Raw genomic sequence first — 16,238 nt, forward strand, 5'->3', positions numbered from 1 at the left:
GGCCTCCTGCCTCGCCGACCCGCGGCCGTCGCACGGGCCCCTCAGGCCTCGGCGACCCGCGGCCGTCGCACGGGGGCCCTCAGGCCTCGTCCCCCGGTGGCCAGGAGTCGCCCCACTCGGCGTCCCGGGCATGCTTGTACAGGGGCCCGTGGCGCTTGGTGACCGTCTCCCGGGCGAGCCCTTCGGGACCGCACAGGTCGAGGAGGACCAGGCCCTTGCGGATCTGGGGCCTGCGGATGACGCGGGAGGCCGCCTGAGCCGCCGGGTCCCTGGTCGCCGCCACATAGCTGTACTTCTCGTCCTCGTACGGCAGCGAGCCGCCCTTCACCTGGCGGTGCAGCGAGGAGCGGCTGACCCGGGCCGAGAAGTGGCACCAGTCCGTGCCCGGCTCGATCGGGCACGCCCCGCTGTGCGGGCAGGGTGCGGCGACGGTGAACCCGGCCTCGATCAGCAGGGTCCGGGCCGCGATGATCCGCTCGTAGCCGTCGGGGGTGCCGGGCTCCACGATCACCACCGTCCGGGCGGCGCGCGCCGCCTCGGCGACGAGCGCCGCCCGGTCGGCCCCGGTCAGCTCCTTCAGGACGTACGAGACGGTGACGAGGTCCGTGTCCGCGAGCCGGAGAGCGCCGCCGATCCTGGCTGTGTGCCACTCGGCGTCCAGGGTCCCGGCCGCGAGTTCGCGGCCCAGCGCGAGGGCCGGCTCCGCCCAGTCCAGGACGGTGGTGCGGGGCGGCTCCTCCGCCCAGGCCTCGGCGACCGCCCAGCTCGCCGCGCCCGTACCGCCGCCGACGTCGGTGTGCGTACGCGGCTCCCAGTCGGGCGCGGCCTCGCGCAGCGCGCCGAGGGCGCCGCGTACCGCCTCGAAGGTCGCCGGCATCCGGTACGCGGCGTACGCGGCGACGTCGGAGCGGTCGCGCAGCACGGGGGCGTCCGTCGGGGTGGTGCCCCGGTAGTTGGCGATCAGCCGCTCGACGGCCTTGGCGGCCCGGTTGGGCGGCAGTCCTTCGAGGAGCCCGGCGAGGGCGGCGCGCAGGGAGTCGGCGGAGGGGGCGGAGACGTTCACCGAGACAGTCTAGGCGGCCGGGGATCCTGAGGGTCTCCTGCAAACGGTCGGTCCTGGCCGCCGAAGTCCGGGAGGGTGAGGGTCCCGTCCTCGGCCAGGGGGAAGCCGGGGTTGTGGGCGATCTCCCAGGCGTGTCCGTCGACGTCGAGGAAGACTCCGGCATATCCGCCGTAGGAGGTGGCGGCGGCGGGCCGGGTGAGGGTGGCGCCCGCGTCGGCGGCCACCGCGAGCAGCTGGTCGACCTCCGCGGGCGAGCGGACGTTGTGGGCCAGGGCGATGCCACCGAACCCGTCGGTGCCCGGATCGTCGACCCCGCAGTCCGCGGCGAGCTTCTCCCGGCTCCACAGGACCAGGCCGAGGCCGCCTGCCTGGAGGAAGACGGTCTCCTCGACCTCCTGGCCGCGCCAGCCGAGGCGCTCGTAGAACGTCCGGGCACGGGCGCGGTCGGCGACGCCGAGCGTGACGAGACTGATGCGCTGCTCCATGGCGCCACGATAGGGCGGTCCGGCGGATCAGGGCCGTGCCCCCGCCGGAGATCCGCCGGACGGGCGTTCCTAGGGGGTGTCTTGTCGATCAGGCCGGATCAGGGAGCGGCGTCTGGTGCCGTGCATCGCAAGGCGGAGGAGGGAGCCAACGCGGAGCGTTGGCGACCGACGACAACGCGGCGAGGTGCGGTGCCAGGCGCCGCGAGCCCGGCCTGATCGACAAGACACCCCCTAGGGGGTGCGTGTGGCGCTCTGCCACGGGCGGCACAGACCCAGGAAGCAGGCCGCGGCCAGGACGGCGCAGGTGAGCTGGACGACGGCCATCGGGACGGCGGTGTGCTCGCCCGCGATGCCGACGAGCGGGGAGGCGACGGCGCCGATGAGGAACGACGTGGTGCCGAGGAGCGCGGAGGCCGAACCCGCGGCGTGCGGGGTGCGCATCAGGGCCTGGGCGTTGGTGTTCGGCATGGCGAGGCCCATCGCGGACATGAGGACGAACAGCCCGGCGGCGACGGGCACGAGTCCGACCTCGCCGAAGACGCCGCTGGTCATGAGGAGCAGCGCGAGCGAGGCGACGAGGATGGTTCCGAGGCCCCAGCCGAGTGCCTTGTCGAGGCTGACGCGGCCGACGAGCAGCTTGCCGTTGACCTGGCCGACGGCGACGAGCCCGATCGAGTTGAGCCCGAAGAGCAGGCTGAAGGTCTGCGGCGAGGCCCCGTAGATCTCCTGGACGACGAACGGCGAGGCCGAGATGTACGCGAAGAGGGCGGCGAAGGCGAGCCCGCCGGTCAGCATGTAGCCGGTGAAGACCCGGTCGGCGAGGAGGCCCCTCATGGTGCGCAGGGCCTCGCCGACCCCGCCCTCGTGGCGTCGTTCGACGGGCAGTGTCTCGTCGAGGAAGCGCCAGACGACGAGGGTGAGGAGGACGCCGATCGCGGTGAGGACGTGGAAGACGCCCCGCCAGTCGGTGATCCGCAGGATCTGGCCGCCGATGAGGGGCGCGATGATCGGGGCGACGCCGGAGATCAGCATCAGGGTGGAGAAGAACCGGGCCATCTCGACGCCGTCGTAGAGGTCGCGGACGACGGCGCGGGCGATGACGATGCCGGCGGCGCCCGCGAGGCCCTGGAGCAGCCGGAACCCGATGAGGAGTTCGGCGGTGGGCGCGAGCGCGCAGACGGCGGTGGCGAGGACGTACACGATCATGCCGATGAGCAGCGGGCGGCGGCGCCCCCACTTGTCGCTCATCGGGCCGACGACGAGCTGGCCGAGGGCCATGCCGGCGAGGCAGGCGGTGAGGGTGAGCTGGACGGTGGCGGCGGGGGCGTTCAGTGCGCCGGTGACCTCGGGCAGCGCCGGGAGGTACATGTCCATGGAGAGCGGCGGCAGCGCGGTGAGCCCGCCCAGGACGAGCGTGACGAGCAGCCCGGTCCGCCGGGCGGCCTCGACGGGCGCGGGTTGGGATATGTGTCCTTGTGTTGCCTTCTGGCCGCTCTCCGGCATCGACTGCTCCATTTCGTTGAAACCTTGCCTATGCTCTCAGCTCGACCGGCATGGTCGAGACCTCTCAGGGGACGGGTGGGGAACATGAACGAGAAGGTGCGCTGGGGAATCCTGGCGACGGGCGGCATAGCGGAGCGGTTCACGACGGACCTGCTGACGCTCGACGGAGCGGAGGTCGTCGCCGTGGCCTCCCGTACGGAGGCGTCGGCGAAGGTCTTCGCCGACCGGTTCGGCATCCCGCGGGCGTACGGGGAATGGGACGGGCTCTTCGCCGACGAGGACGTCGACGTGGTGTACGTGGCGACCCCGCACCACGCCCACCGGGAGGCGGCCGGCCGCGCTCTGGAGGCGGGCAAGGCGGTCCTCTGCGAGAAGGCTCTCACGCTCAACGCCCGCGAGGCGGAGGAACTCGTCACGCTCTCCCGGGACCGTGGCCTCTTCCTCATGGAAGCCATGTGGATGTACTGCAACCCGCTGATCCGGCGGCTCGTGGAGCTCGTCCGCGAGGGGGCGATCGGCGAGATCAGGACCGTACAGGCGGACTTCGGGCTCGCGGGCCCGTTCGCGGCGGACCACCGGCTGCGGGACCCCGCGGTGGGCGGCGGGGCGCTGCTCGACCTGGGCGTGTACCCCGTGTCGTTCGCGCAGCTGCTCCTCGGGGAGCCGGACTCCGTCCAGGCGCACGCGCTGCTCTCGCCGGAGGGCGTCGACCTCAACACCGGCATGCTGCTGGGCTGGTCGGACGCGGGCGCCTCGGCGCTGCTGTCCTGCTCGCTCGTCGCGGACACGCCGCTGACGGCCTCCGTGACCGGCACCCTCGGCCGGATCGACCTGCCGCGCGGCTTCTTCTTCCCCGAGCGGTTCACGCTGCACCGCGACGGCCGGGAGCCGGAGGAGTTCACGAACGGGGACGATCCGCACTCGCTGCGGCACGAGGCCGCCGAGGTCATGCGCTGTCTGCGGGCGGGCGGGACCGAGTCCCCGCTCGTGCCCCTCGACGGCTCGCTCGCGGTGATGCGGACGCTCGACGCGGTACGTGACCGCATCGGCGTCCGCTACCCGCAGGAGGAGCCGCAGGAGGCGCTGGTCACGCGGGCCTGAGGCCCGGGTCGCCCGCCTCCGTGACGAAGGAGGCGGCTGTGGTGACGGGGGCGCCCGGGGTCGTCACGTACGGCACCGTACGGAAGTCGGCCCGGGCGCCGTCCTCGCCGAGGGCGACCGTGACGTAGCCGCGCCGCCCGTTGAAGAACCTCAGGTGCGGGTTGGCGGCCGTCAGCCTGTCGTAGTTCGACGGCCGGTCGGCGCCGTCCTTGCCGCTGCTGATCGACGTGGCGACGATCTCGGTGCCGACGGTCCGGGAGGCCGGGTCGCGGAAGTCGGCCTTGATGTCGAGGCCGTAGCCGACGTGGACGTCGCCGGTGAGCACCATGAGGTTCTCGACCCCGGCGGCCTCCGCCCCCGCGAGGAGGCGCTGCCGGGAGGCCGGGTAGCCGTCCCAGGAGTCCATGGACAGCTTGAAGTCGGCGGTGGGCCGGTCGCGGCGCTCGGCGAACACGACCTGCTGCGGCAGGACGTTCCAGCGGGCGCGGGAGGCCCTCCAGCCGTCGAGCAGCCACCGCTCCTGCGCGGCGCCGGTCATCGTGCGCGCCGGATTCTCCGACTCCGGCCCCGGGACCTGCCAGCCGTCCCCGTACGCCTGGTCGGAGCGGTACTGACGGGTGTCGAGGATGTCGAACTGGGCGAGGCTCCCGAAGCGCAGGCGCCGGTAGAGCCGCATGTCGGGGCCTTCGGGGCGCTGGGGTGCGCGCAGCGGCTGGTGCTCCCAGTAGGCGCGGTAGGCGGCGGCCCGGCGGAGCAGGAACTCCTCCGGCGGGACGCTGTTCTCGGGGGTGCCGTCCGCGTAGTTGTTCTCGGTCTCGTGGTCGTCCCAGGTGACGACGAAGGGGTGGGCGGCGTGCGCGGCGCGCAGGTCGGGGTCCGACTTGTAGAGGCCGTAGCGCAGCCGGTAGTCCTCCAGGGTGACCGTCTCGCGGTTGAAGACGGCCGGGAGCGTGCGGTCGGTGTGGGCGCGGGCGCCGCCGGTGGCGTTGACGGCGTACTCGTACAGGTAGTCGCCGAGGTGGAAGACGACGTCGACGTCCTCGTCCGCGAGGTGGCGGTAGGCCGTGAAGTACCCGTCGTGGTAGGCCTGGCAGGAGACGGCGGCGAGCTTGAGCGCGGAGTTCCGGGCCCAGGGGGCGGGCGCGGTGCGGGTGCGGCCGACGGGGCTGGTCCAGTCGCCGACGCGGAAGCGGTAGAAGAACGCGCGGTCGGGGTCGAGGTGCTCCACCTCGACGTGGACGGTGTGACTGAACTCCGGGTGGGCGGTGGCCCGGCCGCGCCGGACGGTCCGGGTGAAGCGCTCGTCGCGGGCGAGCTCCCAGTGGACGGACACCCGCTCGGCGGGCAGCCCGCCGCCCGGCTCGAAGGGACGGGGCGCGAGCCGCGTCCAGAGCAGTACGGAGCCGGGCAGGGGGTCGCCGGAGGCCACGCCCAGGGTGAACGGGTCCTCGGTGACGCGCCGGCCGTCGAGCTCGGCGGCGGCCGCGGCGCCGGCCGCGGGCAGCTGGGTGGCGAAGGCGAGCGCGGCGGCGGCGCCGGTGACGGTGAGGAACCGGCGGCGGCCGAAGTGGCGTGCGGCGGACCGGAGTTCCTCGGTGTGGTCCTGTATGTGAGTCATGTGCCCCTCCCCGGACGGATGTTCTCCGTCCGGTATTCGAGTGGGGCGGGGCGACGTCACGTTGTCGGGTACAGGACATCCACGTGTCGGACGGATGAGTTCATGGGGCACGCGTCTCGCGTACGCTGCGCGGCCATGAGCATCGCAGTGGTGACGGGAGCGGGGTCGGGCATCGGCCGGAGCGTGGCGCTGGCCCTCGCGGCGGCCGGCTGGTCGGTGGCCCTCGCCGGGCGCCGGGCAGAGGCCCTGGAGGAGACGGCGGCGGCACGGCCGGACGGCGACTTCCTGTGCGTACCGACGGACGTGACCTCGCCCGAGGCGGTCACGGCGCTCTTCTCGGCGGTCCGGGACCGCTACGGCCGTGTCGACCTGCTCTTCAACAACGCCGGTACGTTCGCGGGCGGCGGCGTCCCCGTCGAGGACCTGGACCCGGCCACCTGGCGCGCGGTCGTCGACGTCAACCTGACGGGGGCGTTCCTCTGCGCGCAGGCCGCCTTCCGGACCATGAAGGAACAGGACCCGCAGGGCGGCCGGATCATCAACAACGGCTCGATCTCCGCCCACGTCCCACGCCCGCACTCGATCGCGTACACGGCGACGAAGCACGCGATGACGGGCCTGACGAAGTCCCTGTCGCTCGACGGCCGCCCGTACCGCATCGCCTGCGGCCAGCTCGACATCGGCAACGCGGCGACCGAGATGACGGCCCGCATGCAGACCGGGATCCTCCAGGCCAACGGCGAACTGGCGGTGGAGCCGGTGATGGACGCGGCGGACGTGGCGGCGACGGTGGTGCACATGGCGTCCCTGCCGCTGGAGGCGAACGTCCAGTTCGCGACGGTGATGGCGACGGGGATGCCGTACATCGGACGGGGGTAGGAGGCGCCGGGCCGGGGCGCACGGTCAGGCCGCCCCCGACGGCCGGGGCGAACGATCAGCCGCGCCCGACAGCCGGGGGCGCACGGTCGGCCGCGCCCGACAGCCGGGGGCGCACGGTCGGCCTCGCCCGTGACGGGCCGGGGGCGGCGCCGGGTCGGGCCGCCCCCGGCTCTCGCTCGGTCAGGCCTGCCCGGTCTCGAAGCGGGCGATCTTCCCGTCCTCGACCGTGAAGCGCCAGCGGGTCCGCATCTCGCCCCAGGTGTCGTTGCGGAAACGGGCGACGAGATCACGCCCGTCGCTCTTCTCGGACTCGATCTCCATGTGGCCGCGCGAGGAGAAGACCTCCTTCTCGGTCCACGCGGCCAGATCACGGTCGGACCCGTCGTCGGACATGGTCGCCCCGGGCGCGAGCGCCTGCTGGAAGGCCTCCGCGTCGTTGGCGTTGAGGGCCCTGACGAAAGCGCGCACGGCGGGATCGCTGAGCTGGTTCACAGGAATCGTCATGCCCCCACCCGTACACCGGGCCGGCGCGCACCGCGGCCCGGCCACGCGGAAGTGTCACCTCACTGACGACTTCTGAGCTCCACCCAGCCTATGACCTGCGTGTTCACTGGGCCGCGGGCACGGCCCTCCGGGCATGGTCGGGTGACTCCCGAACCAACCCAGGAGGAGCGATGCCGAACGCCGGCAAGGTCGTCAAGCTGTATGCGAAGGGTGCCCCGGTCGGGGTCGAGGACGGAACACCGGTCGGATTCCTCGTCGACCGGGGGCGGGCACCGGAGTGGTTGATCACCCATGAGGGCGGGGGGTTCCGCCTCACCGCGAAGGGCACGGAGGAGACCATCACCTCGGCGGGAGCCGAGCGCGCCCCCGCGGTCGTCCGCTCCGACGACTCCCCCGCCTCCGTCTGGCGCCTCCAGCGCGTCGACGACGACGGCGCCACCACGATCACCTCGCTCGCCGACCTCAAGGACGGCATGTACGTGATCGACCAGAACGGTCTGGCCCTCGGCCGCGACCTGTTCGAGGACCGGTCTCCGCTCCCCAAGCCCATCTTCGTCCGTACGGACGACCGGGACCCCCAGTGGAGGATCGAGGTCCTCGCCTGAGCCCACAGAGGCCCGGCCGGTGTCTCTCCGGCCGGGCCTTCCGGCCAGAGACTCGCCACCGGCCGCGTCAGCCGGTGAACCCCGGCACCACCAGACCGGACTCGTACGCGATGACCACCGCGTGGGTCCGGTTCTGCGCGCCGAGCTTGGTCAGCACGTTCCCGACGTGCGTCTTCACCGTCTCCAGGCTCACCGTCAGCGACTCCGCGATCTCCGGGTTGGACAGGCCGGTGGCCATCAGCCGCAGCACCTCTTCCTCCCGCCCCGTCAGCGCCGCCCTCGGCAGTGCCTCCGCGGAGTCCAGCGGACGGGCGGCGACCATCCGGCGCAGGGCCGCGGGGAAGAGGATCGCCTCCCCCGCCGCCACCACCCGCACGGCCTCCGCGATCTGCCGGACCGGAAGCCGCTTGAGCACGAACCCGCTGGCCCCCACGCTGAGCGCGGCGGTGACGTAGTCGTCGTTCTCGAAGGTGGTGATGACGACGACCTTCGGCGCCGGTGCGGCGTGGTCGGCGGACTCGCCCGATGCGGCAGATGCTGCAGATGCGGCTGACTTGGCCGACATGGCCGACGTGGCTGACCCGGCTGACTGGGCCGACTCGGCGAGGAGTTGCCGGGTGGCCTCGATCCCGTTGCGGCGTGGCATCCGTACGTCCATCAGGACCACGTCCGGACGCAGCCGCCGCGCCCGCTCGACCGCCTCCACGCCGTCGGCGGCCTCCCCGACCACCTCGATCCCCGGCTGTGCGGCCAGCAGGGTACGCAGGCCGCTGCGGGTCACCTCGTCGTCGTCCGCGATCAGGAGGGTCGTGACGGTTTCGCCGGCGTCGGAGGCGGTCATGCCGACAACCGTACGGGCAGCCTGACCGCCAGTCGCCAGTGCCTCGGCCCGTCCGGACCGGCCTCGATCTCCCCGTGCAGCAGGCGCACGCGCTCGGCGAGACCCGGCAGGCCGTGCCCGGAGGTGGGGAAGGCCTTCCGGCGGCCCGGTCCCGCGCTCACGCCCGCACCGGCCCGCGTCTCGTTGACCACGTGGAGCTCAAGGACGTCCGGGCCGACCGCCACCCGGACCGTGATCGGCCCGGCCGCGCCGTGCCGCATGGCGTTCGTCAGCCCCTCCTGCAGGATCCGGTACGCCGCCCGGGACGGGGTCCCCTGCACCTGCGCCGGGTCACCCGACCGGTCCAGCTCCACCACCGCGCCCGCGTGCCGCAACCGGTCGAGCAGCCCGGACAGGTCGGCCAGGGTGCGGGCCGGTGCCGTCTCGGCCTCCTGCTCGCGCAGTACCCCCAGCACGTAGTCCAGGTCTTCGAGCGCGGCCCGCGCCGACTCCTCGATGCTGTGCAGGGCGGCCCGCGCCGCCACCGGGTCGGCGGACATCAGCTCGCCCGCGACAGCGGCCTGGATCGTGGTCGTCGTCAGCGTGTGCCCGATCGAGTCGTGCAAGTCGTGGGCCAGCCGGTTGCGTTCGGCCAGCCTCAGTTCCCGCTCGGCCGCGAGGGCGAGCCGCTCGGCCGCCGACGGCCCGAGCAGCCTCGGCGCCGACCACCGCAGGGCGTGGGTGACCAGCACGCAGACGGCTGCGGCGAGCAGCAGGCAGCCGAACGCCACCGCCCAGCTCTGCCAACCGCCGTCCACGCGCACCGACCGGCCGAACAGGCTCAGCCCGAACTCGGCGTCGAGCCAACCCCCCGGGAGAGTCACGGCCACGAAGAGCAGCACACCGCTCGCGAGCGCACCCGTCCAGCCGAGCACCACGTGCAGCAACAGCCAGAGAGGAGTCCGCCAACGGCCGGCGACGGACGGGACGCCGGACGCGACGGAGGCAGGACCGGCTGACGGGACGCCCGACGGGTTTCCTGACGAAGCGGCGCCCCCGGGCGCGGCCGGGGTCGGCAACGCCACCCTCAACAGCCGGCGGGCGGACACGATCAGCACCCGCCGCGTGGTACGGGCCAGGCCGACCAGGCCGATCAGTGCCGCCCAGAGGAGCAGGACCACGAGGACCTGCACACCCTCGGGAGCGGATCGCCACGCCAGCGCCGGCAGCAGCGCGAAGGACAGCAGGGGAAGGCTGGCCAGAGCGGCGCCGTAGGCGAACAGCGCTCCCGAGTACGTGGAGCGGCGCAACAGCGGCCGGAGTCCCTTGATCATGATCAGCCAGTATGTACGGGCGGTTCACGAGCGGCCTCCCCCGATCGGGGGAGCGATATCTCCCGCCTTCCCGCGATGCGCGTCCGAGCCCTGGAAAACATGATCGTGTCCTGCCCGATCGACGGAAGGACAGCTGATGAACACGCAAGCGACGAAGGCGTCCAGGTCTCGCTTCTCCCTGCGGCAGGCGGGAGGCCGATGCGGAGGAGTGGCCGCCGCGGCGGCGGTGGTGGTCGCCGTCATGACGGCGGGCGCCCTGGCGCCGCCCACGGCGTTCGCCGCCCCGAAACACGACACGGTCCAGCAGGGCCTGAACGCGCTGGTGCGCGACGGCCAGCCCGCCGCGCTCGCGAGCGTCAAGGACAGGGCGGGCCGCACCCGTACCTACACCGCCGGGGTCGGCGATCTGGCCACCGGCGCGAAGGTGCCGAGGGACGGCCAGGTGCGGATCGGCAGCAACACGAAGACGTTCACGGCGGTGGTCGTCCTGCAGTTGGTCGGCGAGGGAAGGATCGACCTGGACGGTCATGTCGACACGTATCTCCCGGGCCTCGTACGCGGAGAGGGCCTCGACGGACGCCACATCACCGTCCGGCAGCTCCTGCAGCACACGAGCGGAATTCCCGAGTACTCGGAGGACATCAGCGACGACGAACTCCCGTACCGGTACTTCGACCCCCGCGACCTCGTCGACATCGCGCTCAAGCACAAGGCCGTCTTCGCCCCGGGGAAGAAGTGGAGTTACAGCAACACGAATTACGTACTGGCCGGCCTGATCATCCAGAAGGTCACCGGCCGGCCACTGGCCGAGGAGATCGACCGGCGCGTCATCAAGAGGATCGGGCTGCGCCACACGTATTTCCCGGCCCCCGGCGACAAGACCATCCGGGAACCCCACCCGAGGGGCTATCACCGGACGAAGGCGGAGGAACCGCTGCGCGACTTCACGGAGCTCGACCCTTCGGCGGGCTGGGCGGCAGGCCAGATGATCTCCACCAACTCCGACCTCAACCGCTTCTTCGACACGCTCCTCGGCAGCGACCTCCTCCTCGCCGAGGCCCAGCGCGCCCAGATGCGCACCACCGTCCCCGTCGAGGGCACCCCCTTCCGCTACGGGCTGGGGCTCATGAGCAGGCCGCTGTCGTGCGGCGGCGTCTACTGGGGTCACGGCGGTGACATCGCGGGCTACGAGACCCGGGGCGGAGTGACCGACGACGGCCGCGCCACGAACGTCACCGTGACGAGCATTCCTACGGAGGAGGCGGCCATCAAGGGGGTGTCGAAGGTCGTGGACACGGCTCTGTGCGGTTGACTGCCGTGGGGGCGCCCGCGTCAGTCCAGGCAGAACTCGTTGCCCTCCGGGTCGGCCATCACGATCCACCCGGTGCTCATCGGCGGGTCGGGCTCGAAGCGGCGCTGCCGCCTCGCTCCCAGCGCGACCAGCCGGTCGCATTCGGCCTCGAGCGCCGCCATCCGTTCCTCCCCCTCCAGTCCGGGAGCCGCCCGGACGTCGAGGTGGACCCGGTTCTTGGCGGCCTTGTCCTCCGGCACCTGCTGGAAGAACACCCGGGGCCCCTGCCCCGCCGGGTCCTCGATGGCCGACCGCGTGTTGCGCTGCTCCTCCGGTACGCCCATCTTCGCGAGGAAGTCGTCCCACGCCGCCAGCGGATCGGCGCCCTCCGGCAGATCGGTCCCGGGCGGCGCGGGATGGACGTAACCCAGTACGTCACGCCAGAAGGACGACAGCGCCCTCGGGTCGTGAGCGTCGAACGTGACCTGGAAATCGCGGCTCATCGTGCTGCTCCGTTCGTTGCGGTGTGCGCGTACCGACCGTGCAGGGTCCGGTTCCCCTTGCGCCCGGGTCCGCTGCGTCCGTGGATCCACTCTCACACCCATGGCGGACAGGATCGGTCCGCTTTCCCGCGAAGACCGGACCCCCGGAGCACCGTGTCCGAATGGCGCCAGCGGTAGGGCCGGGGCCGCGTGACCCTGGCCGTATGAGCACGCACACCACCTCCCGCACCGCCGGCTACACCGCCCGCGCCGTGCCGGCCACGGCCCTCGCCGAGCTGCGGGTCGGCGACGACGCGGGCCGCGCCTGCGCGCCGTACACCGCCGACGAAGGCGGCCATCCCCTCCGCTGCTGTCTTCGTCGCTCCGTCCCCGGCGAACGGATCGCGCTCGTCTCGTACGCGCCGCTGCGACGCGGGGCCGCCGAGACCGGCGCCGATCCGGGCGCGTACGACGAGCAGGGCCCGGTCTTCATCCACGCCGAGGAGTGCGGCGGACCCGCACCCTCGGAGACGTACCCCTTCGCCCGGCCGGGGGCGCTCCGGACCGTCCGCGGCTATGACGCGGCGGGCCGGATCGTCGGCGGTCGGCTCCTGAAGATCCCGGAAGCGGCGACGGAAGGCTTCGACCGGGCGTTCACGGAGGCCTTCGCCGACCCGGCCGTGGCGCTGGTGCACGTCAGGGCGGTCGAGCACGGCTGCTTCCTCTTCGAGGTACGCCGCCCCTGAAGGGCCCCGGCGACCGCCCCGGGCCACCGGGCCTCGCGGCCGTCGGGGCAGGCGGTGGCGAGCGGATCACCACCACAGCGCCTGCGAGAAGGGCCCCTGACCAGGACGAACACCTGATCAGGGGCCCTTCCCCACGGAGGCCGACAGACGAGTCGGGCTGTACGCCGGGTTCTGTACCCCGGGACCTCGCGGTCGTCGGGGTGACGGCCATCCATCTAGGACCGGCGTTGCCGCCGGCCTCCTGCGGTCTACCCGCGGACTCGGGCGAGCAGCCCTCGAACATCCGCGCAGGGACACCGGGGTGTCCCCTCTTGACCTTGCTCCGAGTGGGGTTTACCTAGCCGCCTGAGTCACCTCAGGCGCTGGTGGTCTCTTACACCACCGTTTCACCCTTACCGAGGACCGAGGTCCCCGGCGGTCTGTTTTCTGTGGCACTGTCCCGCGGGTCACCCCGGGTGGCCGTTAGCCACCACCCTGCTCTGTGGAGCCCGGACGTTCCTCGGGAAGATCCGGGGATCTTCACGCGGCCGCCCGCCCGGCTCGTCTGCCGTGCCGACCATGCTACCCGTCGGCACGGACACCGCTTGACCTTGCCGCAGCGTCAGGGTTTCTACTGGGCGCATGCGTATCGGCGAGATCGCCGCCCTGGTCGGGGTCACTCCCCGGGCCGTGCGGCACTACCACCAGTCGGGCCTGCTGCCCGAGCCCGTGCGGCGGGCCAACGGGTACCGGGAGTACGGCATCCGTGACGCCGTCCTGCTCGCCCGGATCCGGCGGCTCACCGAGCTGGGCCTCGGGCTCGACGAGGTACGGGACGTGATCGCCGGCGACGAGGGGCGGGGGCTCGTGGAGGTGCTGGAGGAGCTGGCGGAGGACCTGGCGCGCCAGGAGGCGGTGATCCGGGAGCGCCGCGCCCGGCTCGCCCCGCTCCTCGTCGAGGCGCGGGCCGGGCGGCTGCCCGCCGACGGGCCCCTGTCGCCGGATCTCACGGCGCTGCTCGCGGGTCTCGGCGAGCTGCCCGAGTCGCCGATGGCGGCGAAGGACCGGGAGATCCTGGCCCTCCTCGACGCCGTCGTACCGGAGGAGGAGCGGTCCCGGCTGATGGGTCTGATGCGGGACGCGGCGGAGCACGCGCGCGTGGTGTACCCGCTCCTGGACGCCCTCGCCGGGGCGGATCCCGACGACCCGCGGGTCACGGAGGCGGCCCGGGTGCTCGCCGCCTGTCTGCCGGACGAGCTGGGGGTGGAGATCCCGGGCGCCGAGTCGGGTGGTGCCCCCGACGGCTCCCTCGCCGACACCTTCTTCGCGGATCTCGCCCCGGCCCAGTCGGCGGCCGTGCGCCTGGCGGTCCGCCTCGTCAGCGACCGACGGGAGCGGGGCCGATGACGACGGACCTCGACGGCGGCCGCGCGCCCGGTGACCGCGAGGGCCGGGCCGAGGGCCGTGGTCCGGAGCGGTCCGGCACCTTCCGCACCCGTCCCGTCCGTCTCCTCCGGCTCTTCGCCTACGTCGCCCTGCCCGCCGAGGTCGTCCTCGCGGTGCTGCTCGTCGGCGGGGTCCGGATCCCCGGGGCCGTGTGGGCCGTGGCCGAGCTCCTCCTCGTCCTGCTCCTGTTCGCCGAGGGGCTGTCCTATCTGCGGCTGCGCCGGAGGGGGCTCTCCCGGCGGGCCGCCGTGGCCGAGCTGGTGCCCGAGCCCGTGCTGCGGATCATGGGGCACGAGCTGCGGATCATGGTGAGTCTGGCGCGGTGGGTGGCGCGGCGGCCGCAGGGGGTCGACGGCGCGGACGCGGTGTTCCCGCACGCGCGGGACCAGGCGGCGCTGATGTACGGCTTCGCGTTCGTGTGCCTGGTGGAGACGGCCGGCATGTCGTACCTGCTCGGCGGATGGCCCCTGGTGCACGCGGTCGTCCTCGTCCTGGACGTGTACACCGTGCTCTTCGTCCTCGGGCTGCACGCCGCCTCCGTGACCCGGCCGCACACCCTCACCGGGGACGTCCTGCGGCTGCGGCAGGCCGCGCACGTGGACATACGCGTGCCGCTCGAACACGTCGCGGCCGTCCGCCACGAGCTGCGGTTCACGCACGAGAAGGCCGAGGGCGAGCTGAACCTCGCCGTCGGCTCCCAGACCTCCGTGACGATCGAGCTGGCCGAACCGGTGAACGCGCCCCGGTTCCTGGGCGCGCCCCGGCCCGTACGGCTGATCCGTGTCCACGCCGACGACCCGCGCGCCCTGTACGCGCAGGTCACGCGGGCGGTCACGCGGGCGCGAACAGCACCTTCGCCGACCCAGGCTCCGCCTCCGCGAGCCTGACCCGCAGCCACTCCCCCAGCGGCAGCCGCCCCTCGCCGCCCGCGATCCGGGCGACGACGGCCGGGTCGTCCAGGTGGACGGTGCCGGTGGAGGGTTCGCGTTCCTTCACGTCGATCACGTACGCGTCGAAGATCTCCCCGACCCGCTCCCTGAGCAGGGCGGCCTCGACGATGTCGACGCTCTCGCGCTCGACGGTGTTCGCGCGCCGCGAGCCCGCGGCCATCTCGTCGGGGAGGGTGGGCAGGGCGGCCCGTACCCACTCGGGCGGCTCGTCGCCCGCCACCGCCGCCACGCACAGCTCGCCCGCGTACCGGTCGACGAGCCGCCGCAGCGGTGCGGTGCAGTGGGTGTACTCGTCGGCGACGGCGGCGTGCACGGCGGGGGTGGGGATGTGGCCGTCGGTGAAGACGGTGTACCCGGCGCCGCGCAGGAGGGTGGTGCACTCCTGGAGGAAGGCGGCGTGGCGCGGGTTCGCCGGGTCGGCGGCCCGGACGACGTCCGCGTACGAGACGTGGTGCGGCCAGTCGACACCGAGGGCCTGCGCGGAGCGGCGCAGGCGGGCGACGGCGCCGTCGGGGGCGGTGGGGAGGGTGCGCAGGATGCCGGTGCCGGCGGCGGTCATGAGGTCGGCGGCGGCCATTCCGGTGAGGAGGGAGATCTGGGCGTTCCAGCCGTCCGCGGGGAGCGGGGCCCGGTAGGCGAGCGCGTAGGTGTGGTCCTGCTCGACGATCTCCTGCTCGGGGACGTTGAGGGAGATCCCGCCCCGCTCGGCTTCCAGGGCTTCGCGGAGCAGCCCGATCTCGCGGAGGAGGGCGACGGGTTCCTCCGCCGTACCGCTGTCGATCTGCCGCTGCACGCCCGCGTAGTCGAGTCGGGCGCGGCTGCGGACGAGGGCGCGGCGGACGTCGGTGGCGACCCTGCGCCCCTCGGCGTCGAGGTCGATCCGCCACAGCAGGGCGGGGCGGGGATCGCCGGGGAGGAGGCTGGCGGCGCCCTCGGAGAGGACGGCGGGGTGGAGCGGGACGCGGCCGTCGGGGAAGTAGAGGGTGAGGACGCGCCGGTGGGCCTCGGCGTCGAGGGCGGAGCCGGGGGTGACGAACGCGGCGACGTCGGCGATGGCGTAGTGGACGCGGTAGCCGCCGTCGGCCCTGCGGGCCAGGTGCATGGCCTGGTCGAGGTCGGTGGAGGTGGGCGGGTCGACGGTGAAGAAGGGCAGGTCGGTGGCGTCGTGCGCGGGGAGCCTGGGGGCTTTCGCGGCGGTCTCGGCCTCGGCGAGGACGGCGGGCGGGAACTCCTCGGGGATCGCGAGCTCGGTACGGAGTGCGCGCAGGGCGGCCCGCAGTGGAGCCTCGGCTGCGCCGGTCACGTGAATGGGGCGGCGGGGCATGGACCGAGCGTAGGGCGGGGTGCGGGGAGCGGCACCCTGAACGGCCGCGCGGCTGGGGGTTCCGGGCGCGGCCCCAGGCACGGGGCCGGCGGGGTTCCGGGCGCGGCC

General features: G+C 73.3%; 16 protein-coding genes and 1 other RNA gene. 7 read left to right on the forward strand and 10 right to left on the reverse strand.

The window, feature by feature from the left end; translation table 11 throughout:
- Nucleotides 1–79: 79 nt before the first annotated feature.
- The 3 genes from ACFVYX_RS25525 to ACFVYX_RS25535 form a co-directional block, all read right to left on the reverse strand.
- Complete coding sequence (locus tag ACFVYX_RS25525) at nucleotides 80–1,063, reverse strand: small ribosomal subunit Rsm22 family protein (protein WP_389683801.1); 984 nt, start codon at nucleotides 1,061–1,063, stop codon at nucleotides 80–82.
- The gene (locus ACFVYX_RS25530; protein ID WP_389683802.1) at nucleotides 1,060–1,548 is read right to left on the reverse strand and encodes a VOC family protein; all 489 of its coding nucleotides are present in this window, start codon (nucleotides 1,546–1,548) and stop codon (nucleotides 1,060–1,062) included. Before ACFVYX_RS25530 ends, ACFVYX_RS25525 begins: the two co-directional genes overlap by 4 nt.
- A gap of 231 nt (nucleotides 1,549–1,779) precedes the next feature.
- A complete protein-coding gene (locus ACFVYX_RS25535; RefSeq protein WP_389683903.1) occupies nucleotides 1,780–3,051 on the reverse strand; it encodes a Bcr/CflA family multidrug efflux MFS transporter in 1,272 nt (423 codons plus the stop codon).
- 84 nt (nucleotides 3,052–3,135) lie between these two features.
- On the opposite strand from ACFVYX_RS25535, the gene ACFVYX_RS25540 reads away from it, so the two are divergent.
- Nucleotides 3,136–4,152: a Gfo/Idh/MocA family protein gene (locus ACFVYX_RS25540; protein WP_389683804.1), complete on the forward strand. Its 1,017-nt coding sequence runs from the start codon at nucleotides 3,136–3,138 to the stop codon at nucleotides 4,150–4,152.
- Here the strand turns inward: ACFVYX_RS25540 and ACFVYX_RS25545 are convergent.
- Complete coding sequence (locus tag ACFVYX_RS25545) at nucleotides 4,139–5,770, reverse strand: alkaline phosphatase D family protein (RefSeq protein WP_389683805.1); 1,632 nt, start codon at nucleotides 5,768–5,770, stop codon at nucleotides 4,139–4,141. The two genes, ACFVYX_RS25540 and ACFVYX_RS25545, sit on opposite strands and share 14 nt — an antisense overlap.
- Nucleotides 5,771–5,872: 102 nt before the next feature.
- On the opposite strand from ACFVYX_RS25545, the gene ACFVYX_RS25550 reads away from it, so the two are divergent.
- Nucleotides 5,873–6,649, forward strand: coding sequence for an SDR family oxidoreductase (locus ACFVYX_RS25550; protein ID WP_389683806.1), 777 nt, complete (start codon nucleotides 5,873–5,875; stop codon nucleotides 6,647–6,649).
- 180 nt (nucleotides 6,650–6,829) lie between these two features.
- Here the strand turns inward: ACFVYX_RS25550 and ACFVYX_RS25555 are convergent, their stop codons facing one another.
- Nucleotides 6,830–7,153: a nuclear transport factor 2 family protein gene (locus tag ACFVYX_RS25555; protein WP_389683808.1), complete on the reverse strand. Its 324-nt coding sequence runs from the start codon at nucleotides 7,151–7,153 to the stop codon at nucleotides 6,830–6,832.
- 170 nt (nucleotides 7,154–7,323) lie between these two features.
- On the opposite strand from ACFVYX_RS25555, the gene ACFVYX_RS25560 reads away from it, so the two are divergent.
- Nucleotides 7,324–7,758, forward strand: a complete 435-nt coding sequence (locus ACFVYX_RS25560; RefSeq protein WP_389683809.1) for a hypothetical protein — start codon at nucleotides 7,324–7,326, stop codon at nucleotides 7,756–7,758.
- A 67-nt stretch (nucleotides 7,759–7,825) separates the two neighbouring features.
- Here ACFVYX_RS25560 and ACFVYX_RS25565 read toward each other — a convergent pair whose 3' ends face one another.
- Complete coding sequence (locus ACFVYX_RS25565) at nucleotides 7,826–8,599, reverse strand: response regulator (RefSeq protein WP_389683810.1); 774 nt, start codon at nucleotides 8,597–8,599, stop codon at nucleotides 7,826–7,828.
- Entirely contained in the window at nucleotides 8,596–9,912 is a 1,317-nt protein-coding gene (locus ACFVYX_RS25570; protein WP_389683811.1) for a histidine kinase, read from the reverse strand. The genes ACFVYX_RS25565 and ACFVYX_RS25570 overlap by 4 nt, the downstream gene beginning before the upstream one ends.
- 136 nt (nucleotides 9,913–10,048) lie before the next feature.
- On the opposite strand from ACFVYX_RS25570, the gene ACFVYX_RS25575 reads away from it, so the two are divergent.
- Complete coding sequence (locus tag ACFVYX_RS25575) at nucleotides 10,049–11,224, forward strand: serine hydrolase domain-containing protein (protein WP_389683812.1); 1,176 nt, start codon at nucleotides 10,049–10,051, stop codon at nucleotides 11,222–11,224.
- A 20-nt stretch (nucleotides 11,225–11,244) separates the two neighbouring features.
- On the opposite strand, the gene ACFVYX_RS25580 is transcribed toward ACFVYX_RS25575, so the two are convergent.
- On the reverse strand, nucleotides 11,245–11,706 hold the full coding sequence (locus tag ACFVYX_RS25580) for a VOC family protein (protein WP_389683813.1): 462 nt from the start codon (nucleotides 11,704–11,706) through the stop codon (nucleotides 11,245–11,247).
- Between the two features lie 203 nt (nucleotides 11,707–11,909).
- Between ACFVYX_RS25580 and ACFVYX_RS25585 the strand changes: the two genes are divergently transcribed.
- Nucleotides 11,910–12,431 carry a DUF1203 domain-containing protein gene (locus ACFVYX_RS25585; RefSeq protein ID WP_389683814.1) on the forward strand — a complete coding sequence of 174 codons (522 nt, stop codon included), beginning with the start codon at nucleotides 11,910–11,912 and terminating at the stop codon, nucleotides 12,429–12,431.
- Between the two features lie 144 nt (nucleotides 12,432–12,575).
- Here the strand turns inward: ACFVYX_RS25585 and rnpB are convergent.
- An RNA gene (gene rnpB / locus ACFVYX_RS25590) (RNase P RNA component class A) lies at nucleotides 12,576–12,974 on the reverse strand.
- Between the two features lie 78 nt (nucleotides 12,975–13,052).
- Here rnpB and ACFVYX_RS25595 point away from each other — a divergent pair.
- Together ACFVYX_RS25595 and ACFVYX_RS25600 are read left to right on the forward strand one after the other, a co-directional pair.
- Nucleotides 13,053–13,817, forward strand: a complete 765-nt coding sequence (locus ACFVYX_RS25595; RefSeq protein ID WP_389683815.1) for a MerR family transcriptional regulator — start codon at nucleotides 13,053–13,055, stop codon at nucleotides 13,815–13,817.
- Nucleotides 13,814–14,743 (forward strand): hypothetical protein, encoded by a 930-nt coding sequence (locus ACFVYX_RS25600; protein ID WP_389683816.1) that lies wholly within the window; start codon nucleotides 13,814–13,816, stop codon nucleotides 14,741–14,743. Before ACFVYX_RS25595 ends, ACFVYX_RS25600 begins: the two co-directional genes overlap by 4 nt.
- On the opposite strand, the gene ACFVYX_RS25605 is transcribed toward ACFVYX_RS25600, so the two are convergent.
- Nucleotides 14,688–16,130, reverse strand: coding sequence for an RNB domain-containing ribonuclease (locus tag ACFVYX_RS25605; protein ID WP_389683817.1), 1,443 nt, complete (start codon nucleotides 16,128–16,130; stop codon nucleotides 14,688–14,690). The two genes, ACFVYX_RS25600 and ACFVYX_RS25605, sit on opposite strands and share 56 nt — an antisense overlap.
- Between the last annotated feature and the right edge of the window lie 108 nt (nucleotides 16,131–16,238).

Origin of the sequence: Streptomyces sp. NPDC058326, assembly GCF_042879855.1 — a bacterium.
GTDB lineage: Bacteria > Actinomycetota > Actinomycetes > Streptomycetales > Streptomycetaceae > Streptomyces.